General features: G+C 56.6%; 15 protein-coding genes. 8 read left to right on the top strand and 7 right to left on the bottom strand.

Annotation, left to right across the window (positions count from 1 at the left end; genetic code table 11):
• Positions 1 to 124: 124 nt before the first annotated feature.
• Positions 125 to 577 carry a YbhB/YbcL family Raf kinase inhibitor-like protein gene (locus J2741_RS02445; RefSeq protein WP_209673462.1) on the bottom strand — a complete coding sequence of 151 codons (453 nt, stop codon included), beginning with the start codon at positions 575 to 577 and terminating at the stop codon, positions 125 to 127.
• Positions 578 to 683: 106 nt separating this feature from the next.
• On the opposite strand from J2741_RS02445, the gene J2741_RS02440 reads away from it, so the two are divergent.
• The 3 genes from J2741_RS02440 (at position 684) to J2741_RS02430 (ending at position 2,420) form a co-directional block, all read left to right on the top strand.
• On the top strand, positions 684 to 1,115 hold the full coding sequence (locus J2741_RS02440; protein ID WP_209673461.1) for a ribonuclease HI family protein: 432 nt from the start codon (positions 684 to 686) through the stop codon (positions 1,113 to 1,115).
• Positions 1,116 to 1,226: 111 nt separating this feature from the next.
• Complete coding sequence (locus J2741_RS02435; RefSeq protein WP_209673460.1) at positions 1,227 to 2,114, top strand: Mrp/NBP35 family ATP-binding protein; 888 nt, start codon at positions 1,227 to 1,229, stop codon at positions 2,112 to 2,114.
• Entirely contained in the window at positions 2,115 to 2,420 is a 306-nt protein-coding gene (locus tag J2741_RS02430) for a hypothetical protein (protein WP_209673459.1), read from the top strand.
• Between the two features lie 211 nt (positions 2,421 to 2,631).
• Here J2741_RS02430 and J2741_RS02425 read toward each other — a convergent pair whose 3' ends face one another.
• Positions 2,632 to 3,426, bottom strand: a complete 795-nt coding sequence (locus tag J2741_RS02425) for an ATP-binding response regulator (RefSeq protein WP_209673458.1) — start codon at positions 3,424 to 3,426, stop codon at positions 2,632 to 2,634.
• Between the two features lie 295 nt (positions 3,427 to 3,721).
• On the opposite strand from J2741_RS02425, the gene J2741_RS02420 reads away from it, so the two are divergent.
• On the top strand, positions 3,722 to 5,092 hold the full coding sequence (locus tag J2741_RS02420) for an MBL fold metallo-hydrolase (protein ID WP_342452207.1): 1,371 nt from the start codon (positions 3,722 to 3,724) through the stop codon (positions 5,090 to 5,092).
• Here J2741_RS02420 and J2741_RS02415 read toward each other — a convergent pair.
• Together J2741_RS02415 and J2741_RS02410 are read right to left on the bottom strand one after the other, a co-directional pair.
• Complete coding sequence (locus J2741_RS02415) at positions 5,071 to 6,351, bottom strand: M20 metallopeptidase family protein (RefSeq protein WP_209673456.1); 1,281 nt, start codon at positions 6,349 to 6,351, stop codon at positions 5,071 to 5,073. The two genes, J2741_RS02420 and J2741_RS02415, sit on opposite strands and share 22 nt — an antisense overlap.
• Before the next feature lie 58 nt (positions 6,352 to 6,409).
• Positions 6,410 to 7,207: a DNA-methyltransferase gene (locus J2741_RS02410; protein WP_209673455.1), complete on the bottom strand. Its 798-nt coding sequence runs from the start codon at positions 7,205 to 7,207 to the stop codon at positions 6,410 to 6,412.
• A 207-nt stretch (positions 7,208 to 7,414) separates the two neighbouring features.
• On the opposite strand from J2741_RS02410, the gene hxlB reads away from it, so the two are divergent.
• The 4 genes from hxlB to J2741_RS02390 all read left to right on the top strand — a co-directional run bounded on the left by hxlB (position 7,415) and on the right by J2741_RS02390 (position 15,175).
• A complete protein-coding gene (hxlB, locus tag J2741_RS02405) occupies positions 7,415 to 8,014 on the top strand; it encodes a 6-phospho-3-hexuloisomerase (RefSeq protein ID WP_209673454.1) in 600 nt (199 codons plus the stop codon).
• 10 nt (positions 8,015 to 8,024) lie between these two features.
• Positions 8,025 to 9,134: a pyridoxal phosphate-dependent aminotransferase gene (locus tag J2741_RS02400; protein WP_209673453.1), complete on the top strand. Its 1,110-nt coding sequence runs from the start codon at positions 8,025 to 8,027 to the stop codon at positions 9,132 to 9,134.
• Between the two features lie 3 nt (positions 9,135 to 9,137).
• Positions 9,138 to 10,175 carry a M42 family metallopeptidase gene (locus J2741_RS02395; RefSeq protein ID WP_209673452.1) on the top strand — a complete coding sequence of 346 codons (1,038 nt, stop codon included), beginning with the start codon at positions 9,138 to 9,140 and terminating at the stop codon, positions 10,173 to 10,175.
• 848 nt (positions 10,176 to 11,023) lie between these two features.
• Positions 11,024 to 15,175: a beta strand repeat-containing protein gene (locus J2741_RS02390; protein ID WP_209673451.1), complete on the top strand. Its 4,152-nt coding sequence runs from the start codon at positions 11,024 to 11,026 to the stop codon at positions 15,173 to 15,175.
• Positions 15,176 to 15,625: 450 nt separating this feature from the next.
• On the opposite strand, the gene uvrB is transcribed toward J2741_RS02390, so the two are convergent.
• Genes uvrB through uvrA form a run of 3 tightly spaced genes read right to left on the bottom strand, consistent with a single transcriptional unit; the run spans position 15,626 to position 21,914 of the window.
• Positions 15,626 to 17,563, bottom strand: a complete 1,938-nt coding sequence (gene uvrB / locus J2741_RS02385; protein ID WP_209673450.1) for an excinuclease ABC subunit UvrB — start codon at positions 17,561 to 17,563, stop codon at positions 15,626 to 15,628.
• Positions 17,560 to 19,110, bottom strand: a complete 1,551-nt coding sequence (uvrC, locus tag J2741_RS02380) for an excinuclease ABC subunit UvrC (RefSeq protein WP_209673449.1) — start codon at positions 19,108 to 19,110, stop codon at positions 17,560 to 17,562. Before uvrC ends, uvrB begins: the two co-directional genes overlap by 4 nt.
• Positions 19,111 to 19,112: 2 nt before the next feature.
• Complete coding sequence (uvrA, locus tag J2741_RS02375; RefSeq protein ID WP_209673448.1) at positions 19,113 to 21,914, bottom strand: excinuclease ABC subunit UvrA; 2,802 nt, start codon at positions 21,912 to 21,914, stop codon at positions 19,113 to 19,115.
• Positions 21,915 to 22,282: the final 368 nt, after the last annotated feature.

Below are 22,282 nucleotides of genomic sequence, written 5' to 3'. Positions count from 1 at the left end.
ATTCAGTCGAAATGAATGTTTCCTTTTATTTTCAATTCCCGGATCCTCAAGAGAACCTGACAGGCATTACGGGACCGGCTCGTTTTTGGGGATGACTGTCACCGTATCTCCTCTCCCGGACAGTTCACCGGGTGTACAGCGCCATTGTTTCTCCGTACTGGAGGACATGGCCCTGCATGGCCTCGATCAGGGCATTCTTCGGGGAGCCCGGTTCCAGGTCCAGCATGCTGTCCAGCCCGTATACCTTGAACGCATAACGGTGAGTCGCCCCGTGCGGGGGACACGGGCCTGAGTACCCCATCTTTCCGAAGTCGTTCATTCCCTGCACTGCATTGATGGGGTGGGTCACCACCATCTCCTTCGGGATGCCCGCGGGGATCTCTTCCATGGGTTCGATATTCCAGATGATCCAGGGGGAAAACGAGCAGCATGACGGCTGAAAAGGATTTACAGCCATTATCGCGATCGATTGGGCGTCGAGTCCCGAAAGGCGGATCTCAGGAGAACGATCCCCTCCGTCGCAGGTGTGATCCGGAGGAAACTCGAGAAAAGGAAGCCGCACCACGAGTGGTTTCATACCCATCAGTACCGTGTCCCTGTTCTAAAATGCATCGGTCGTTCACCCGTGTCCCTCCGGCAGGGTTCCGGAACCCTAAAAACGGTTCAATTCCCTCATGTTGTAGATGAACCTGACGAACGAAGATCCGGGGCTGACCTGTTATACCGACGGAGCGTCCAGGGGGAACCCCGGCCCCTCCGCGTATGCCTACCTCGTCTGCGATCGGGACAGGATACTTGATGAAACGGGAAAATTCCTGGGAAAGGCAACGAACAACGAGGCGGAATACCAGGCGGTCATAGCGGCGCTCGACGCCGGGGCACGATTCTCTCACGGATCGGTTACGGTCTTTTCCGACAGCGAGCTCGTCATCCGGCAACTTAACGGTCGCTACGCGGTCAGGGCCGCTCATCTCCTCCCACTGTACCGGAGGGTCAAAGAGCGTGAAGGAATGTTCCAGAATGTGGAGTATCGTTCTGTCCCCAGGGAAAATCCCCTGATACGAAGGATGGACGCGCTCTGCAACCGGATCCTTGACGATGCGGTGAAACGCTGAAACCCGCGGTCACTCGGATCGACGGTACTACGTTTTATTGCAGCATCGGTATACTCTTTAAGTTTTTTGATCGAATATATATCGGTACTAACCGATAGGATGTGATTTTTTATGGCCGGTAACGCAAACGAAGAGGAATGCCCGGGTACGTGCGAGGGCTGCAAGTCCGCCGAATCCTGTCCGAGCGCAGGAAATCCCCAGGCAAAGTCGATGAGTCTTCCCCCGAAAGCAAAGATCGATGTGAAGCACGTGATCATGGTGCTCTCCGGAAAGGGAGGTGTAGGGAAGTCTACGGTCTCGGTAAACCTTGCTTATGCACTTTCGACCCATGGGTTCAAGGTCGGCCTCCTTGACCTCGATATTCACGGCCCCAACATTCCCAAGATGCTGGGAATCGAGAGCCACCGGTTGACCACAGTGGGTAACAAGATAGAGCCGGTGAGGGTAACAGGGAATCTGAGTGTCATCTCGATGGCATTCCTCCTGCCTGATACCAGCACCCCGGTGATCTGGAGGGGCCCGATGAAGATGAGTGCGATCCAGCAGTTCCTGGAGGACGTCGACTGGGGGGCCCTTGATTTCCTGGTCGTTGATCTGCCCCCGGGCACCGGTGACGAAGCCCTGACCGTGGTCCAGCTCGCCCCCAATGTTCGGGGTGCGGTGATCGTCACCACACCACAGGATGTCGCTACCATGGACGCGCTCAAGGCTGCAAAGTTCGTAGAGAGGCTTGAAGTCCCGGTGATTGGGATCGTCGAGAATATGAGCGTGATGATCTGCCCGCACTGCAAGGAAGAGATCGACCTTTTCGGCCAGGGCGGAGGAGAGAGGATCGCCAAGGAACTGGACGTGCCGTACCTTGGCAGCATTCCCCTCGACCCCGAGATCAGGAAAGCAGGAGACGAGGGGAGGCCGTTTATCCTCCGGAGCATGGCGAGTCCCACCTGGAAGAGCGTGGACAAGGTAATGGAGTCGCTGATCAGGGTCGTCGAGGAGTAGATGGACTACACCGCGGTTCTTGCCGGGCGCGAAGAGCCTCTGGAAATTTACAAGATAATAGGCCCTGCGCTCGAAAATGTCCGCATCCTGCCGGATATTGTTGAGCCCGTGTACCGGGAGGCGTCCCGGATGGACGATGAGACCCTCGACCGGCTGCGTTTTGCCCTTGTAAGGATCCAGATCCATGCGGATATCCACAGGAACGAGGACCTGGAACGGGCTCAGCAGATTAAGTACGTTGCACAGGTGCTGGAGAAGATCATCTATGGTTCGCTGATGATCGTGCACGAAACTGACTCGGAATAGCCTCAATCTTTTTTATTGAAAAATACTCGTATTTTCCATTTTTAGCCACTGTAGTCTGTTTTTCACGACATATGGCATCGGGATGTCCGCAGGGCCCGGTAAGAAGGACCCCCTTGGGAATCAACCCGGGACTCCAAAGAAATGTCCAGGTATTCTGCCGGCGTTTCGCCGAAAGACCTTCCCGACCGAAAAAGCGATCGGTCGGGTACACTTAATAGAGCACCTTCCCGGTAAATTTTAACAGGTTTTTTCTTGGTTTCGGGGAGATATAGAGGAGAATCCCTTTGGGATTTCCTTTCTCGTCGTACAAGGGACCTGCCCAGCCGTCGACATGGATCTTCTCGCGGTTGTGGTTGATAAGGACTGCATCCTGCGGGAACCCGGCGATATCCGCGGTCCTTGTTACAAGATCGACCGGGTTCTCCATGGCCTGCCCGTTCCCGTTGCTGATGATGGAGACCAGCTCCCGGACATGTGTTTTTCTCCCCGATATACTCTGGACTCCCGTAAGCACCTGGGCAGCCGGGTTCATGAAGGATACGAAGCCTTCCGTATCGGTGGCGATGATCCCGTCACTCACGCTCGAGAGGATACTCTGGCAGAACCGGTTCTGCCTGCTCACCTCCTTGAATATGTCGTGCCGCGATATCGCGAGCTGGATCGCAATGTGAAGGTCGGAGTCCTTGAACGGTTTTACCAGGTACTGGCATTCCGAACCGGACTTCGCCCGTTCGAACGTAGTCGGATTCTGGTCTCCGGTGAGATACACAACCGGGATATCATGGGATGCCGCGATCTTGCCTGCAGTCTGGATACCGTCAAGCGACCCGGGAAGGTTGATGTCCATGATCACTACATCCGTGTGGCACCCGCGGATCTTCTCCAGCGCATCCGTACCATTGTGGGAGACTCCCGAGACCCCGTACCCCATCTTTTTCAGCCGTAATTCAATGAGATTTGCCACTATGGGATCGTCATCCACCACAAATACCTGCTGATGCTGCATAGAAATCCTGGTATTTTGGAATTCCCCCCCCGAAGGGAACCGTATAGTAAAAACAATTCACACCACTGAATATAAACTCTCTCCCGGATGGGGAACTTTGATGGAACGACACCCCCAATAGTACCCCCTGACCAATTTACAGGGTGCCAGAATGGAAAAACGCTCGTTCATTGCCAGAGTACCGGATCAGCCCGGATCGTTGCACAGGGCAGCGGAAATAATCACCCGTTACTCCGGAAATATCAATCGGATACAGTTTGATCGGAGAATAGACCCCTACACCGTATTTTTTGAGGTGACGGCAGACCAAGACTCCTACCAGCGGATGACCGAAGAACTGAACGCAATAGGATACCTGCAGTCTTCTTTAAAACCGCTGAGTTTTCTCAAGTTCTATGTGTATATCTCTCACCGGCCCGGAGCACTCTCCGACTTCCTCCACTATACGACCGCCTGCAAGGCAAATATCGCGTTCATCGATTTCGATGATAAAGGCCGGCACCCGGACAGGCTTACCATAAGTCTCAATCTTGAAGACAATGCCGGTGCGGACCGGCTCCTCGATCAACTGAAATCCCGCTACCGGATCGAGATCATCGAATACGACAACTCGGGGCTGCACCTCGATGACACGGTCTTTTACCTCCGCTTCGCACAGAATATCCGGGAGATTATCGGGGATTCCGAGGACCGTTTCCTGATGCAGCTGCTTGGGGATATCAATCATATCGCCCAGGAGCTGATGAACCTGGGGCAGGACCCGAAGAAAGCGTTCGAGAGCGTCCTGGTCACGGGCAGGTCATTAAAAGCGACGACAGGGTCGAAATTTTATGCCGACGTTCAGATAATTCCGGCGGGCGGGGGGATCACCGTATCCTGTTTCCAGCCGCCCTGCGGAGGGAACGTGTTCATACTTGAAGCCGCCGGGGAAGCGGTGATGATAGACACAGGGTATGGTATTTACTATCCGGAAATTTCCGCGATGATCCGCCAGTATGCCCCTGATGCACTGAAGCATCTCTCCCGGATCATTATTACTCATGCAGATGCGGACCACTGCGGGGCAGGGTCGCACTACCGGGTCCCTGCATTGATGCACCCCGGTACGCTGGACATCATCAGGGTTGCGAATCGTGCGTATGGTTCAAGGAGCGAGGAATCGATCCTCGAAGAGGTATACACCACCATGATCAACCTGTTCTCAGGGTTTGCGCCGTCGGAGGAGATCCAGGTCGTCCCCACCGTCCCGCTTTCCATGCGGGGGATCTTCCCTGTAGTCTCCACGTTCACGCTTGCCGGTGTTGAATTCGAGATACTCGAAGGTATGGGAGGCCATACCCATGGCATGATATTCGTCTATTCTCCCCGTGTCGGCCTCCTTTTCACTTCCGATACCGTGATCAACTTCGAATATCTTACCCCCGAACGGGCGACCTATAATTCCCTCGCGGTGTTTCTGGTAACCTCGGTGAACGTGGACAGCGATCTTGCAAAGAAGGAGCGGCGGGCGCTCCTCGAGCTCGCAGAAGCCACCAGCCAGGAAGTACCGGGATCGGATCGCCCCTGCCTGATCTGCGGCGGGCACGGCCCGGTATCGGTGATATCAGGAAAGAAGCTTGTCCCCTGGGGGGAGATCGAGCACTATCAGGGTTCGGATGTCTGCTGATCGGGTATTCCCGTAAGTTCCAGCAGCGCGATGCACATCGCCTCAAGACCGGACACGATGGCCGGGCCCGGGTCCGGGGCAAAACGGCTGCTGTGCAGGTATGCCTGCCCCTGGCCTTCGACCGGACTGCTTCCCGTCCCGATCCGGAAATAGCACAAGGGGACGGGCGGCCGGACCATCCCGAAAAATCCGAAATCCTCGCTCCCCGAGAGAGGTTCGATCTTTTTCACCCTGTCTTTCCCAAGATTCCTGATGAACGCAAGGGCGATCCTCTCCGAGAGCCCGGGGTCGTTGACCAGTGGGAGGACCGATTCGGTCTCTACCCGGACAACCGGCATCCTGTCCGCGGGAACCCCTGCCGCCAGGGCCACGCCATTCGCCACCCTTCGGATTGCCTCGAGAAGAAGTTCCCTGATTTCGGGCTTGAAGTAACGAATATTTGCCTGAAGGTCCACCTGGTCGGGGATTGCATTGTGTTTCGTCCCCCCGTGGACCGATGCCACGGTCAGGATGGCAAACTCGTTCGGGGGAATTTCCCTGGTGATGATCGTCTGGAATGCAAGGATCATCGTGGCGGAGATCACGACAGGGTCGCGGGTCTGGTCGGGATGCGCGGCATGCCCTCCGATGCCCCGTACCTCGATATCGATCGAATCCGCCCCGGCCGAGAAGATCCCCTCCCGGTACCCAATAACGCCTGGGGGGAGGTCCGGGCCCACGTGGAGAGCGAGGGCTGCGTCGGGATGGGGGACCCGGGTGTAAAGACCTTCATCCACCATTTTTTTTGCACCGGAGACCATTTCCTCCGAGGGCTGCCCCACGAAGACCAGGGTTCCCCCCCACCGGTCCCGCATCCTGGAAAAGATCCTTGCGATTCCTACCAGTACCGCCATATGGATGTCATGCCCGCAGGCATGCATCACTCCCACGGGCGCCCCTGTGCTATCCGTGGTCCGAACAACACTTGCATACGGGAGGCCGGTCTCCTCTTCGATGGGGAGTGCATCCATATCCGCCCTGACAAGAACGACCGGACCGGTACCGTTGCGGAGAATCCCCGCCACGCCATGCCCTCCCAGGTTTGAAATCACCTCGACCCCCACCGATTCCAGTTCCCGGGCCAGGGTCGCTGCGGTCTTTTCCTCCATCCCGGAAAGTTCGGGGTTCCGGTGCAGATGACGGTACAGTTCCAGAAGGTACGGCAGCTCTGCATCTATCAGCAGGCATGTCCTCTCGCGGGGTCCGGGATCAGGCGGCATCAGGCCAACACCGCAATACTGTACGCGTGCGACCTTAAAATGGTTCACCGCGCCTGAATCATTCCAAAACGCCCAGATCAGAGTATCTGCGGATCGAGAGATCCAGGTATTCCACGGAAGAGTCTATCCCGATAAAGGTCCTCCCGAGCACGGCCGCCGCGATGCCCGTGGTGGAGCTTCCGGTAAAGGGGTCAAGGACAACGTCCCCTTCCCGGGAGCAGGCGAGGAGTACTCTTCGGAGAAGGGCGCAGGGTTTCTGTGTCGGGTGTTTACCCTGCCTTTTCTCCTCTCCCTTGGGCGAAGGGATGCTCCATACGCTTCGCATCTGTTTCCCCGGGCGTTTCATGCTGTCCTCCTCCCACTCTCCCGATTTCATCAGACTGTAATTGAAGTAATGCGGAGAATCTTTCGATTTCCTTGCCCATATGAGAGATTCATGGCTGGCCGTGAAGAATCGTCCGCTCAGGTTCGGCGGCGCGTTGGGCTTGAACCAGCAGATATCGTTCAGGATGTGAAACCCGAGCATCTGAAGAGCAAATCCGCATGCGTAGGCCGAATGGTAGGTCCCGCTTATCCAGATGGTTCCATGGTCCTTCAGCACCCTGCGACAGGCGCCGATCCAGGCGAGGTGGAATGAGAAGTCTTCCTTAATCCCTGCACTCACATCCCAGGGTCCCTTGTCCACCGACGCTCTCTTCCCGCTTTTGCAGGTGAACCCCCCGTTCGAAAGATTATACGGCGGATCGGCAAAGATGAGATCCACCGATCCCGCGGGGAGGTGGCCGAGGATATCGATGCAATCACCGTGATAGAGGGTGAATCCGTCGCGGGAGAAGTAGGGGACAGGGAGGGTCATGATCGTTTCCGGGAACTCGGTCCTGTTAAGACCCGACAGACAGGCATGGTGTTCATTTTTCCCGCCCGGGGGTCATGGGTCTCTATTACAACTCTATCCGCGGTCATTAATAGCAGTTTGGAGTCACACGGGAGGATAACGGACTTTCGTTCACGACTCTTGGTAGATTTATGTGCTGGCGGATTGAAGAATGAGTGGGAGCAGAGTATGGTGGATCACCGGGTTCAGGATATGATGCGGCTGATGTCGTCCAAGATTAAAAAAATCGCAGATTCTCTCTCTGACGAGGAAATAACGCGGTTTCTTGACGAAATTCTGAAAGCCAGAAGGATCTATGTGATGGGTGCCGGACGCTCGGGACTGGTGGCGAAGGCATTTGCAATGCGCCTGATGCACCTTGGGTTCCAGGCGTATGTGGTGGGAGAGACAATCACCCCGGCAATGAAACAGGGAGACCTCATGGTGGTCTTCTCGGGTTCGGGGAAGACCAAGACCGTGGCGGATATCGCAGAGACGGCAAAGGACATCGGAGGCAGGCTCGCGTTGATCTCTTCCGACAAGTCCTCGAAAATCGCACAGATATCCGACTCGGTGGTGATCATCGAGTCCCAGAGGGACGCGGTGAAGGACGACACGGCGGAGTTCGAGATCCGGCAGATGATGGGAGAACACAAGTCGTTCGCGCCGCTCGGGACAATCTTCGAGACCGCCTCAATGGTCTTTGCCGATGCCATCATCTCGCGGCTGATGGAGATCACCCGGATGGAAGAGAAGGACCTGAAGACAAGGCATGCCAATATCGAATGAGGTGGAATGAATGGAGCCATACAGGTGTACCAAAAGATGCCGTGGAATAGAGATCTCCGGGATAAGAAAACTGTTCGAAGCGGCCGGGCCATGGTCCATCAACCTAGGTCTCGGGCAGCCGGACTTCGACACCCCGGAACATATCAAACAGGCGGCTATTGCCGCGATAAGGGAAGGGAAAACCGGGTATACCCCGAATACCGGGATCCCGGAACTGCGCGAGGCTATCAGCGCCAAGTTTGCCCGGGAGAACGGGCTCGCATACGCCCCCGATCAGATTATCGTCACCGCAGGTGCGAGCGAGGCGCTGCATATCATCATGCATGCACTGGTGGAAGAGGGAGACAGGGTGTTATTCCAGGACCCGGGTTTCGTGTCCTACGCATCCCTTGCGACGCTTGCGGGAGGGTGCCCGGTGGGTGTTCCCCTTGACGGTAAGTTCCACATCAACGTGGAAGCAGCAAAGGAGCTGATGGACGGGGCGAGAATCTTTGTATTAAACTCCCCTGCAAATCCCACCGGTGCGGTCGAACCGGAAGATTCTATAAGGGCGATCGTGGAGTATGCCAACGACGCGGGAGTGACCGTGGTCAGCGACGAGGTATATGAACATTTTATTTACGGTGCACACCACACGAGCGCGGCACGCTTCGGGGAGGACGTCATCACGGTCAATGCAACCAGCAAGACCTATGCTATGACAGGCTGGCGAATCGGTTACCTCGCGGGCCCGAAAGAGTATACCGACCAGTGCCTCAAGGTTCACCAGTATTGCCAGGCCTGCGCCACATCGATCTCACAATATGCCGCCCTGGCCGCTTATACGGGAAACCAGGGATGCGTGGAGGAGATGCGGACCGAATACCAGGCCAGGAGGGACCTGCTGTATTCCGGGTTAAAGGGCCTCGGTATAGACTTCCCCCTCCCCGAGGGAGCATTCTATATCTTCTCGCCTATGTCCCCTGCACTCCTGGAAAGGGTTCTCGCAGCGGGTGTCGTCATCGTGCCCGGCACAGCATTCGGATGTAATGCACCGGATTATGCACGTTTCAGTTATGCGGCGTCGCGACAGGTGCTGCAACAGGCCGTGGACAGAATCGGCAGTGTTATGGAGGAGTAATCGATGGTTCATGAACTACTACGCATGCTCTCCAATGCGCACGGGGTTTCCGGCAGCGAGGGAAGTGTTCTCAACATCGTAAAAAAAGAGTTGAAAAAACATGTTGATGAGATGTACACCGACCCGCTCGGCAACCTGATCACCGTAAAGAAAGGAAACGACTTCCGGATCATGCTCGCCGCCCATGCAGACGAGATCGGACTGGCGGTAAAATCCATAGATGACAAGGGCTTCATCAGGTTCGTCGCCCTGGGGGGATGGTATAACCCCACCCTCTATAATCAGAGGGTAATACTTCACGGCACGAAGGGACCTGTTTCCGGTGTGCTGGGGGGGAAACCTCCTCACAAAATGGATGAAGAAGAGCGGAAAAAGATGCCGAAGATAGAAGATCTCTTCATCGACGCGGGTGCGACCAGCAAAGAGGATGCGCTCGCCCTGGGAGTCGAGATCGGGACGCCCGTCACCATCGACCGCCAGGTCGCGGATCTTGCGAACGGGAGGATTACCGGAAAGGCCTTCGACAACCGGGCTGGAGTGGCGATGTTGATCCGGACCCTGCAGGAGGTGAAATCACCGTATACCATCTTCGGCGTCTTCACCGTGCAGGAAGAAGTCGGGTTGAAGGGGGCGAAAACAAGCGCCTTTTCCATCTCGCCGGACTGCGCGGTGGCGACCGATGTGACATTTCCCGGGGATCATCCGGGTATAGATAAAAATGACGTACCGGTGGAGATGGGAAAGGGCCCGATTATCACCATAATGGATGCAAGCGGGAGAGGACTGATCGCGAGCCGGAGCATGGTGGACTGGCTCCGTAAGACGGCGGCGGATCATGACATCCCCGTTCAGCTCGAGGTGGGGAGCGGAGGGACCACCGATGCGACTGCGATCCATCTCGAAAAAGGAGGGATCCCGAGCACCACCCTCTCTATCCCGACCCGTTACATTCATTCTCCGGTGGAAGTGCTGGACGTGAAAGACATCGAGGCGGGTGTCCGGCTCCTGGTCCAGGCACTGAAGGTCAAGCCCAAACTCTAACCTTTTTTCGGGCTGATCCGGGAAATCCGGAATTTGCAGGGTTATAAAGAAGAGACCCGCAAACCGGCTGTAACGTATTCACGGAACTGTTCCGGGACAGGAGGGTCGTGAATTCTCCGTCACGGTCCTAATCGATTCATTTTTTCCGTGCAGGAAGACCACCATCCGGAACCTGATGTATCGTGCCGTGGACACCGGGGGTAAAGGAACCTTTAGCTCCAATAACCCGCGGGAAGTGTTAAGCAGATCATATATTAAGAAAGTGAGTTTTTATGCCAGTGTGAACGAGTAAATATCGATTGATGAGTTATTTTGACGTTCAGGGTACGACTGCAAGATACTTTTTTCAAAGGTTAAGCTTCTATATATCAGGTTCGAAATGAAGAGGTCCAGGAATATAAACCTTTAGGGGCTTAAGATGCTCTTTGGGGAGCGCAGTACTATTGAATATATAAACATCCGTTATGAAGTTTTTTTCCGGACAATCGGTCTTTTTGCATTTGGATCTTAGTATACCCACCGCAAGGGGTAATTTTTCCCGTTTATCATGTTAAGCTATTCCAAAATATAAACCAAAAACAATTTACCGGGGTGTTTATTTCAAACATCAGGAGATGGGGTCATCATCCTGCGGGAGGAGATGAGGAGGGGTCTGGTACTGTAATTGGTCGCGAATGGAGAGGTGATACCCTGAAATAACCCATTAAAATTGTTGTATTTTTGGGAAAGATTTAAATAGGTTACAATAGACGTATTGTTGAATATATTTATAATGGCGAAATGAGGTTTGAATTCAATCTTATTTCGCAATCAAACCATGGAAATGTAAGTTGCAACTGAGGTGACCCATGAACCATTCAAGAGTAGTGAAGTACGCGGTTCCTTTATTGCTCCTGGTGCTGGTAGGGGTGCCGGTATCGGCTGCGCTCAGCCTGAACGGCATCACTCCCGCAACGGGACTTAACAACGGGACCGTGTTCATAACGAATTTATCAGGTACCGATTTTCCGATGGATGCGACGGTACTTCTGAACCGTACCGGATACCCGGACATTCCGGGTATGTATGTGACCGTGGCCGATCCCACCAGGATAACCTGCGTGATGGACCTCACCGGGAAGCAGTACGGCCCCTGGAACGTGGTGGTAAATGACCCCACGAACGTGACCAGTGCGGTACTGCCGAACGGGTTCACGATCATGAACCCGCCGCCCTATCTCTACGGGATAGTTCCCGCCTCGGGGATCAACACGGGCAGCGTGGGAGTCTCCATATCAGGAGCGAACTTCTATTCGCCGTCGGTGAACCTGACGAACGTTACCTATGGGACCATAGTGGGGACCGGCGTGACTGGAAACGCGTCCGATATCGCCTGCACGTTCGATCTCAATGGCCGGAATGAAGGCCTTTACGACCTGGTCCTGACCAATGGCGACGGCCAGAGCGTGACACTGCCGAATGCGTTCAGGGTAACGTATCCACCGCCGGTGATCACCAGTATTACCCCCTCGAGCGGGATCAACAACGGCGTGATAGGGATCACCGATCTTGCGGGTGCGAACTTCATGAACGGAGCGATCGTCACCCTGGTCAAGACCGGAGAGACCCCGATTGCGACTATAAATGGCCCGATCGTCCAACCGAACAAAATTCTCTGTTTCTTTGACCTTACCGGCAAGCCGGTGGGTGTCTGGAACGTGGTAGTGGACAACCCCGACGGCCAGAATGGGACGCTCGCGGGTGCATTTACCATATACTATCCGCAGGCCCCTATGGTGACCGGGATTACGCCGGCGACCGGCGTGAATGACGGGCCTATCGTCATTCCGGACATCAGCGGTACGGGCTTTGAGAACAACCTCACGGTTAACCTCACCATGTCCGGACAGCCGGACATCCCGGGAACGAACGTTATACGGGTGAGCGGAACGCAGGTCAATGCGACCTTCGACCTGACCGGTGTGGCGACCGGTGCGTGGGATGTGGTGGTTACCAATAACGACGGCCAGTCCGGAACCCTACCGGCGGCTTTTACCGTGACCAATCCTCCGCCGACGCTCGTTTCAATAACACCTGATACCGGGGTAAACACCGGGCCCGTGGCGGTTACTGACCTTGAAGGGACCGGGTTCGTAACCGGAGCGACCGTTACGCTCACCCGCACGGGAGAGCCGGACATCGTCGCCACCGGCGTGACCGTGGTGAATTCGACGACCATTACCTGCACCCTCGATATCACCAATGCGGCTGCCGGTCTCTGGAACGTGACCGTGGAGAATACCGATGCCCAGTCGGCCACGCTCGTCGACGGGTTCAATATCACCAACCCCGCGCCTACGGTCACCATGCTCACCCCGTCCGAGGGTGTGAACACCGCACCGGCATACATCAGCGATCTCGCAGGGACCGGATTTTTACCTGGTGCAACCGCGAAGCTCTCCATGACCGGACAGCCCGATATTGTGGCCACCGGCCTGACCGTGGTCAACCCGACCTCGATCACCTGCACCTTTGACATCACTGGCGTCGCGACCGGCTCCTGGGACGTGACGGTGGAGAACCCCGACGGTCTCACCGGGACACTGACGAACGGGTTCAACGTGACCAACCCGGCGCCCACCCTTACGGGTATCGACCCCACCTATGGGACAAATAACGGACTGGTACCGATCCTTAACCTCTCCGGGACCGGGTTCCTGCCGGGGATCACGGCGAAGCTGACCAAAACAGGCGAATCTGATATTGTTGGCCAGGGCCTGGTGGTAACCAGCACCAAGATCATATGTTTCTTCGACCTGACCGGGGCGAAGGTCGGGCCATGGGATGTGGTAGTGGAGAACATTGACGGCAAGTCAGCAACGCTGCCCGACGGATTTATCGTATACTACCCGCAGGCACCTTCGATCACCTCGATAACCCCTGATCAGGGCATAACCTTCCAGACCGTGTCCATCACCGACCTCGCCGGAAGCGGGTTCGAGCCGGGCGTTACGGTGAACCTCACCAAAGCCGGTGAACCTACGATCGTTGCGACCAACGTGACCAGGGTCAGCGGCAGCCAGATCACCTGCGACTTCGACCTGACCGGAGCGGTTGTAGGGCCATGGACCGTGGTAGTGACCAATGATGACGGGCAGCTGGGAACGCTCAACAACGGGTTTGTTGTGAAGTACCCGGCGCCTACGGTGACCTCGATAACCCCGGCGACCGGGATCAATAACGGCCCGGTGTTCATCACCGACCTCGCGGGAACCGCGTTCAGAAACGGTGCGACGGTTACCCTGGAGAAGGTAAACCAGTCAGATATCACCGCGACCAACGTGACCGTGGTCCATCGGGGGAAGATCACCTGCACCTTCAACCTCGCCGGTGCCGTGACCGGTCCGTGGGACGTCGTGGTCAGGAACGATGACGGCCAGTCCGGCACGCTGCCGGCCGGGTTCACGGTTCAGAACCCCGCGCCCACGGTGACCTCGATCTCACCGAACAAGGGCCCGAACGACCGCTCGCTCGATATCGGCAGCCTGCAGGGTACCGGGTTCCTCTCCGGAGCCACAGTGAAACTGACCCGGACCGGGCAGCCTGATATCGTCGCCACGCATGTCACCGTCCAGAGCCCGACCCTGATCAACTGCACGGTCGACCTGTCCGGTGCGATGACCGGGCTGTGGAACGTGGTTGTGACCAACACCGACGGCAAATCGGGATCCCTGCCCAACGGGTTCACCATCACCCCGCCCCCGCCGGTTGCCGCGTTCACCGGGAACCCCACGCTGGGAACAGTGCCGCTCACGGTACAGTTTACGGATGACTCGCTGAACGGCCCCACGGTCTGGGTCTGGGACTTCGGCGACGGCACGCTCGCCGGGATCTACGAGCAGAACCCGGTCCACACCTACAACGCACCGGGCGTCTATAACGTCACCCTCACCGTGTTCAACGCAGGCGGGTCCGACACCGTGACGAAGTACGACTACATCACCGTGGTGACCCGGCCGATCGCCAACTTCACCGCGGCCCCCACCGACGGCACGGCGCCGCTCCTGGTCCACTTCACCGACACATCGGACGGCAACCCGACCAAGTGGACCTGGAAGTTCGGTGACGGCAGCTTCTCCATACAGCAGAACCCCTATCACCTCTACACCAAAGCCGGCGTATACAACGTCAGCCTGACCGTCCTTAACCCGGCGGGAGCCGATACGCTCACCAAATACAGTCTGATAACTGTCAGGTCTCTGCCGGTCGCGGCATTCACCGCCAACACCACCGCGGGAATGTCACCGCTTGCAGTTCAGTTCCTGGACCAGTCCACCGGTGACCCGACCAACTGGACCTGGAGCTTCGGCGACGGAGGAATGTCCACCGACCAGAACCCGGTCCACGTCTATACCCAGGCCGGGACCTACAGCGTCCAGCTGATTGCATCCAACCCGTCGGGGATGAGCACGGAGACCAAGAACAGGTATATCAATGTGCAGGAAGGGCTGCAGGCGGCGTTTACCTACACCACCAGCAACCCCGATAACACCGCACCGCTCTCGGTTGCATTCACCGACACCTCGACCGACAGACCGCTCCGCTGGACATGGCAGTTCGGTGACGGGTACATCTCCACCGACCGGAACCCGATCCACAACTACCCCGTGGCAGGCAATTACACCATCACCCTCACCGTGACCGGGCTCTCGGGCACCAGTGCGACCTCGCAGACCATTGTCGTCACAAACCCGCTCGAGGCAAACTTCGATGCAACGCCGACCCAGGGATCGGTACCCCTCACGGTGCTGTTCATGGATACCAGTATCGGTGAACCCAACCGCTGGTTCTGGACCTTCGGCGACGGGCAGTTCCAGGAAGTGACCAACCCGGCCGAGAAGAACGTAGTCCACACCTATAACAGCCCGGGCAACTATACGGTCGCCCTCACGGTTACCGATGATTTCGGTTCCAGCATGGCGACCAAGACCAACTTTATCAGGGTCCTTTCTTTCCCCTGATCTCTTTCTCTCACCTTTCAGTTATTTTTTTAGAATTTGCGGGACCTGATTGACCTGGTCCGGAATTTACCGTTTACTCACGGATTTTTTAATTAGTCTTCGGATGATACGAATCCGGCCGGAAAGTTGATCCCTCCGGGTAATTCCAAAAACAGTTGTTGAACTGGCACTACGGTTGAAAGACGAAACCGGACCTGATTAATTCTGTCGAGATCCCGTGCTCCTTCGATTGTGTGAAGTGCCAAGGGATATCCTGGACATAAGGGATAACCTATACGAAGAACACCGCTACATGTGCGGCATGATGCGACTTCCTCTCATTCTGGTGTGGTGAATATGGGGAAGTGGAAGATCTTACGCCCGAAATGTGAAGATTCTTGAAAGTGCCAGAGCATCGAAATTCTCCTGCGGACCCAAGATTTTCCTTCCTCCATCCCTGCTCCTGCTCTCTTATTGGGACTGTCCGATACGCTCCCGAAGGCTCCTGACCTGGTCCCGCAGCCGGATCGCTTCTTCAAAGTCCAGCCGTTCAGCCGCTCTTTGCATCCCTGCCTCCATTTCGATGATGAGATCCGGGATCTCCTTCTTCGGGATATGCCTGGTATCCTTGATCTCGACCTCTTTCTTCCGTACCGGTTTTATAATGGTCCGGGGAACGATCTCGTGCGCGAGGTTATACTGTAACTGCAGCTCCCTCCTCCTCTTCGTTTCCGAAAGCGCGTCCCTGATCGACCCGGTGATGTTGTCCGCATAGAGCACCACCAGCGAGTTCACGTTCCGGGCTGCCCGACCGATGATCTGGATGAGGCTGCGGGCGTCCCGGAGGAAGCCCTCTTTGTCTGCGTCGAGGATCCCGATGAACCCGACCTCGGGGATATCCAGCCCCTCACGGAGGAGGTTGATCCCCACAAGGACGTCGAAATTTCCTAACCGGAGTTCACGGATGATCTCGGTCCGTTCCAGGGTATCGATCTCCGAGTGCAGGTAACGGGTGCGGATACCCTGCTCGGCGAGGTACTCGGTCAGCTCCTCCGCGAGTTTCTTGGTAAGCGTGGTGAGCAGGACCCGGTCCCCGCGGGCAACCGTCCTCCGGATCTCCCGGATTACATCTTCCGTCTGCCCTTCGGTCTTTCGCACTTCGACCTCGGGATCTACCAGCCCCGTCGGCCTGATGATCTGCTCCACCGCCTGGCCTGAGCTGGAGAGCTCATAGTCACCGGGAGTAGCCGAGACAAAGATAACCTGCCGCATGTATCTCTCAAACTCGTCGAACTTCAGGGGCCTGTTGTCGTAGGCAGAGGGAAGGCGGAACCCATACTCCACCAGCGCATTCTTCCGGGAACGGTCCCCGCGGTACATCCCGTGGAGCTGGGGGATGGTCTGGTGGCTCTCGTCGATGAACATCAGGAAATCGGGCGGGAAATAGTCCAGGAGACAGTACGGTTTCTCCCCCGGTTTCCGGAAATCGAAATGGCGGGAATAGTTCTCGATACCCTTGCAGCTCCCCGTCTCCTCGATCATCTCAATGTCGTACCGTGTCCGCTGTTCGAGCCGGTGGGCCTCCAACATTCCCAGGTGCGGGAGCCGCTCTTCCAGCTCCTCGCGAATTGATTCGAGAGCCTTTTTCTGGACCTCGACCGGGATGACATAGTGCCGTGCGGGGAAGACATAGAAGTAACTCATCCTCTCGGTCACCTTCCCGGTCGCCTTCTCAACTTCGAGGATCCGTTCGATCCGGTCGCCAAAGAGTTCGATCCTGATGATGTCGTTGAAGTACCCGGGGATGAGGTCGATGGTATCCCCCCGGACCCGGAACCTCCCGGGCATGAGCTCCAGGTCGTTTCGCTCATACTGGCTCGATATCAGCCGTTCCAGGATATCTTTCCTTGAAAATTGGTCTCCCTCTTTCAGCTCGAACCCCATATTCCGGAAATGCTCCGGCCGGCCGAGCCCGTAGATGCAGGAAACGGACGCAACCACGATCACGTCCCTTCTGGAAAGCAGCGACGCGGTGGCAGAGAGCCGCATCTGCTCGATCTTGGGGTTGATCTGGGCATCCTTCTCGATGTACTGGTCCTTCTGGGGGATATAGGACTCCGGCTGGTAATAATCATAATACGAGACGAAATATTCCACCCGGTTGTCCGGGAAGAATTCGCGGAACTCGTTGTACAACTGTGCCGCCAGGGTCTTGTTGTGCGCGATTACCAGGGCAGGGCGCCCGGCCTGCCGGATGACGTTCGCCATGGTGAAAGTCTTGCCCGACCCCGTCACCCCCAGCAGGGTCTGGCAGCGGAGTCCGGCGCTTACCCCGTCGACAAGTTTTCGGATGGCTTCAGGCTGCGAACCCCTGGGGGAAAACTCCGATTTCAGGTTGAATTCCGTCATTGCCGCACCTCTTTTCTTCGCAGCAGGTGGTGGTAGGAGATGGCGAACCGGTGTGCCTCGTCCCGGATCTCCTGGAGGAACAGGGACGCCTTCTCCTTCTTTTCGAGGGAGAGCGGGTGCGAGTGACCGGGCACGAAGACCTGTTCCTCTTTCTTCGCAAGGCCGATGATCGGGAGGGGGAGATCCAGGGCCTTCAATTCTTTCCGGGCAGCAGACAGCTGCCCTTTTCCTCCGTCGATCACCACGAGGTCGGGGAGCGTGCCGTGCTCTTTCTTGAGACGCGAGTACCTTCGCTTTACCACCTCGGCGATTGCGGAGAAGTCGTCGATCCCTTCCACGGTCTTGATCCGGAACCTGCGATAATTCCGCTTGTCCGGTTTGCCGTTCCGGAACTGGACCATGGATCCCGCTACCGCGGTACCCGAGATATGGGAGATGTCGAAGCACTCGATGACCTCCGGCAGGGTGTCCAGGGCAAGTTTCTCCTGGAGTTCCTCGAGCTTGATCCGGTCCCCGAAGAACGAGATCTCGATGTTCTTCTCGACCAGGTCCAGGAGCCTCTTCTTGGCGCCAATTTTCGGTACCGTGATCGTGACCTTCTTACCGCGCTGGACGGCAAGGTACTCTTCGAGGGTGGCATCCACCTCGGAGGGAAGGATGAGGTCGGAAGGAACCGGGTTTTCCCCGTAATACTGCACGAGGAACTCCTCGAGCATATCGGGGGTCTCTTCGAAAATGTACTCCTTCTTATTGATCAGAGTCCCGTGATGCACCTGGAAAAGCATGAGATAGATGTTTCCCGCGTGCGCAAGGTAATGGATAATGTCCTCGTCTCCCTGCACCTGCCGGGCCATGTCCTGCTTCCCCGAGAGCCGTTCGATTGCCTGGGTCTGATCTCTCAGTACCATGGCCCGCTCGTAATCCTGGCTCTCCGCGCATGCCGCCATCTCCTGGCGGAGTTCTCCGATCAGGTCCCTGCTCCTCCCCTTCAGCACCATCGAGGCCCTTTTCACCTGCTCGCGATATGCATCCTGGTCGATCATCCCTCTGCAGGGTGCGCTGCAGGTATGGATATGATACCGGAGGCAGGCGCGCCCGGTCAGTCTCTTGCAGGTCCTCAGACGGAATATCCGTTTTACCACGGAAAGGACGTAATCGCGTTCTGCGGCGGAGACGAAGGGCCCGAAGAACTGTCCCTTTCCCTCAGACCTTCGCGCGATGCACACCCGGGGAAATGGATCGTCGGTGAACTGGATATAGGCGTACTGCTTCGCATCCCGCAGGTTGATGTTGAATCTGGGATGGTTGGTCTTGATCAGGCTGTTTTCCAGGATCAGGGCCTCGACCTCGTTGGCGGTGACCAGGTAATCGAGCGATTCGGCGAGCGAGAGCATTTTCCGGGTCTTTTTGTCGTGGTCCCGTTTCTGGAAATAGGAAGCGACCCTTTTTTTGAGGTTTTTTGCCTTCCCTACGTAGATTATGGCACCGTTTTTATCCTTGAAGAGGTAACAGCCGGGCTCGGCGGGCAGGGTTGAATATTCTATCATATTCAGGCAAGCATCCTTCTGAGGAATGCACCGGTATGGCTTTTATCATCTGCGGCCACCTCCTCCGGGGTCCCTGTGGCCACCACGTAGCCCCCCGCATCGCCGCCTTCGGGCCCGAGGTCGATAATGTGGTCCGCGGACTTGATGATATCGAGGTTGTGCTCGATCACCACCACGGTGTTCTCCTTGTCCACGAGCTCGTTCAGCACGGCGATCAGTTTCTTGACATCATGGAAATGCAGTCCGGTCGTGGGCTCGTCGAGGAGGTATATCGTTCTCCCCGTCCCGCGCTTGGAGAGTTCCCGGGTGAGCTTGATCCGCTGTGCCTCCCCCCCGGAGAGGGTGGTGGAGCTCTGCCCCAGTTTGACATAGTCGAGTCCGACCGCGGAGAGGGTCTCGAGCTTGGTCCTTATCGAGGGGATATTGGCAAAGAACTCCAGGGCTTCCTCCACGCTCATATTCAGCACGTCGGAGATAGACTTCCCCTTGTACCTGACTTCCAGGGTTTCCCGGTTGTACCGTGTCCCCTTGCACTCCTCGCACTCGATGTACACGTCGGGCAGGAAGTTCATCTCTATCTTGATCAGGCCGTCCCCCTCGCAGGCTTCGCACCGGCCCCCTTTCAGGTTGAACGAGAACCGGCCCGGCTTATATCCCCGGACCTTCGCTTCCTTTGTCTCCGCAAAGACCCGGCGGATCTCGTCGAATACCTTGGTATATGTGGCGGGGTTGCTCCGGGGGGTCTTGCCGATCGGGCTCTGGTCGATCACGATGACCTTGTCGATCGGAGAGTCGAAATCGAGCCGGTCGTATTTTCCCGGGTTAACCCTGGAATGATGAATTTTCTTCACCAGCGCCTGGTAGAGGGTGTCGTACATGAACGTTGACTTCCCGCTTCCAGAAACCCCGGTGATCACGGTAAAAACTCCTATGGGTATCTGTACGTCGATATTTTTCAGGTTGTTCTCCCGGCATCCCGATATGCGGATAAAACGATCAGAGCCCCTCCGCGACTCCGGGGTCTCGATAGTCAGGGTCCGGGCCAGGTATTGTCCGGTGAGGGATTTCGGGTTCTTCTCTATCTGTGCCGGGGTGCCTTTCGCCACCACATACCCCCCGTGCAGCCCTGCTCCCGGCCCCATATCGATCACGTGGTCTGCGCTCCTGATGGTGTCCTCGTCGTGCTCCACCACCACCAGGGTATTGCCGAGGTCGCGAAGCCGGCGGAGCGTGTCTATCAGTTTCTGGTTGTCTCTCTGGTGGAGCCCGATCGAGGGTTCGTCAAGCACGTAGAGCACCCCCATGAGGTTGGACCCGATCTGCGTGGCGAGCCGGATTCGCTGGGCCTCACCTCCGGAAAGACTTCCTGCACTCCTGGAGAGGGTGAGATACCCGAGACCTACCTTTTCGAGAAACTCGAGCCGGGCATTGATCTCTTTCAGGATCTGCCGGGCGATCTCGGCCTCCTTCTCGGTAAGTTCCAGGGCGGAGAAGAACTTATAGCAGGACGATACCGAGAGATCGGTCACGTCGATGATCGACCTGCCCCCGACCTTGACCGCGAGGATCTTGTCCTTCAATCTTTTCCCATGACATTTCGGGCACTCGGTGACCCGCATGAACTTTTCCAGCTCGCGCTTCCTGTATTCTGACTGTGTCTGCCGGTAGAGCCGTTCAGCCTGGGGAAGGAGCCCTTCCCAGCTTCCTGAATGAGCCCAGTGGGCGTCGCCGTTCTTCATGCTCATGGAGAACCGGATCGTCTCCGGCGAACCGTACATCAGGGCATCGTACTGTCGTTTGGTCAGGTCCTTTATCGGGGTGAAGATGGAGAACCCGAAGTGTTTCGCTACTGCCCCGAGATATTGTCCCCGGTAGCCGTCGAGGTAGTTGCGATAAAGTGCCACCGCTCCGTCTGCGATGGAGAGGTCCTGGTCGGGGATGATCAGGTCGGGGTCGAAGTCCATGCGGATACCCAGGCCATTGCACTCCTCGCATGCCCCGAACGGGCTGTTGAAGGAGAACATGCGGGGCTGGAGTTCCTCGAAGGTGCACCCGCACTCGGGGCAGGCCATGAGCGAAGAGTAAAGGTGGTCATTCCCCTCCTTGTCAACGGCGATGATCAGGCCCTCGGATTTTTTAAGTGCGGCTTCGCAGGCCTCCACCAGCCTGGAGCGGTCAAAAGTCTCCAGGCGGTCGATCACTACCTCGATATCGTGTTTTTTATAACGCTCGAGGAGGACCTCCTCGTCGGTGCGGTGGACCTCCCCGTTTACCCGGACCCGGGAATACCCTTCCTTCTGGAGGTCTTTTATGAGCTGCTGGTAGGTGCCCTTTTTCTGCCGGACCAGCGGTGCGAGAATCGTCACCATTCCGGGGATCTCTTCGGTAATCCGGTCCGCGATCTTCTCCGGGGTCTGCGATTCTATCCGGGTGTTGTGCTCGGGACAGTAGGGCACGCCCACGCGGGCGAAGAGGAGGCGCAGGTAATCGTAGATCTCGGTCACGGTCCCGACAGTACTGCGAGGGTTCCTGCTGGTGGTCTTCTGTTCGATAGAGATCGCGGGGGACAGGCCTTCGATGGCATCCACGTCGGGCTTGTTCATCAGCCCCAGGAACTGGCGGGCATACGAAGAGAGGGACTCCACGTACCTCCTCTGCCCTTCGGCATAGATGGTGTCGAATGCAAGGGTGGACTTTCCCGATCCTGAAAGCCCCGTGATGACGATGAATTTGTCGCGGGGGAGCTCTACGTTGATATTTTTGAGGTTGTGCTCCCGCGCTCCCTTTATGATGATCTTTTTCATTTCAATTGTGTGATTATGGTGGTCTTCTGATCCATATAGGGCTGATCTTCGGGGTAATTGGGGGGAATGGATAAGGATTATTTGCGGATAATGAGGTGTGTCCTGTGTCTTGTGCGCGTAAAGGAACCCTCTGCTGAAACAGTGGGGAGAATATGAGAATAATTGAACTATTCCGCTAATCACGCGGGAAGACGCTCCCAGGGCTGCCGCACCGCCACTGCGGCACCCCGCCGAGGAACTCGCGGAATTGACTGAGTTCAGGTGTTGATATTCATCATATCTTATCGAAAAAATCTAATTCCAGTTCATGTTCCAGAACCGCCGCCGGGGCGCCCTTCGGGGGCGGCGGAACCATCCTGTAGTTTCTC

It is taken from the genome of Methanolinea mesophila, from assembly GCF_017873855.1.
GTDB lineage: Archaea > Halobacteriota > Methanomicrobia > Methanomicrobiales > Methanospirillaceae > Methanolinea_B > Methanolinea_B mesophila.
The sequence above is the reverse complement of the archived record's forward strand: the minus strand, read 5'-3'. Positions and strand labels throughout refer to the sequence as shown.

Bases quoted from the DNA above. Each gene is read 5' to 3' on its own strand.
- J2741_RS02415 (WP_209673456.1), bottom strand. From the start codon at position 6,351: ATGCCGCCTGATCCCGGACCCCGCGAGAGGACATGCCTGCTGATAGAT.
- uvrC (WP_209673449.1), bottom strand. From the start codon at position 19,110: ATGATAGAATATTCAACCCTGCCCGCCGAGCCCGGCTGTTACCTCTTC.
- J2741_RS02390 (WP_209673451.1), top strand. From the start codon at position 11,024: ATGAACCATTCAAGAGTAGTGAAGTACGCGGTTCCTTTATTGCTCCTG.
- J2741_RS02445 (WP_209673462.1), bottom strand. From the start codon at position 577: ATGAAACCACTCGTGGTGCGGCTTCCTTTTCTCGAGTTTCCTCCGGAT.
- J2741_RS02425 (WP_209673458.1), bottom strand. From the start codon at position 3,426: ATGCAGCATCAGCAGGTATTTGTGGTGGATGACGATCCCATAGTGGCA.
- J2741_RS02400 (WP_209673453.1), top strand. From the start codon at position 8,025: ATGGAGCCATACAGGTGTACCAAAAGATGCCGTGGAATAGAGATCTCC.
- hxlB (WP_209673454.1), top strand. From the start codon at position 7,415: ATGGTGGATCACCGGGTTCAGGATATGATGCGGCTGATGTCGTCCAAG.
- uvrA (WP_209673448.1), bottom strand. From the start codon at position 21,914: ATGAAAAAGATCATCATAAAGGGAGCGCGGGAGCACAACCTCAAAAAT.
- uvrB (WP_209673450.1), bottom strand. From the start codon at position 17,563: ATGACGGAATTCAACCTGAAATCGGAGTTTTCCCCCAGGGGTTCGCAG.
- J2741_RS02395 (WP_209673452.1), top strand. From the start codon at position 9,138: ATGGTTCATGAACTACTACGCATGCTCTCCAATGCGCACGGGGTTTCC.
- J2741_RS02435 (WP_209673460.1), top strand. From the start codon at position 1,227: ATGGCCGGTAACGCAAACGAAGAGGAATGCCCGGGTACGTGCGAGGGC.
- J2741_RS02440 (WP_209673461.1), top strand. From the start codon at position 684: ATGAACCTGACGAACGAAGATCCGGGGCTGACCTGTTATACCGACGGA.
- J2741_RS02410 (WP_209673455.1), bottom strand. From the start codon at position 7,207: ATGACCCTCCCTGTCCCCTACTTCTCCCGCGACGGATTCACCCTCTAT.
- J2741_RS02430 (WP_209673459.1), top strand. From the start codon at position 2,115: ATGGACTACACCGCGGTTCTTGCCGGGCGCGAAGAGCCTCTGGAAATT.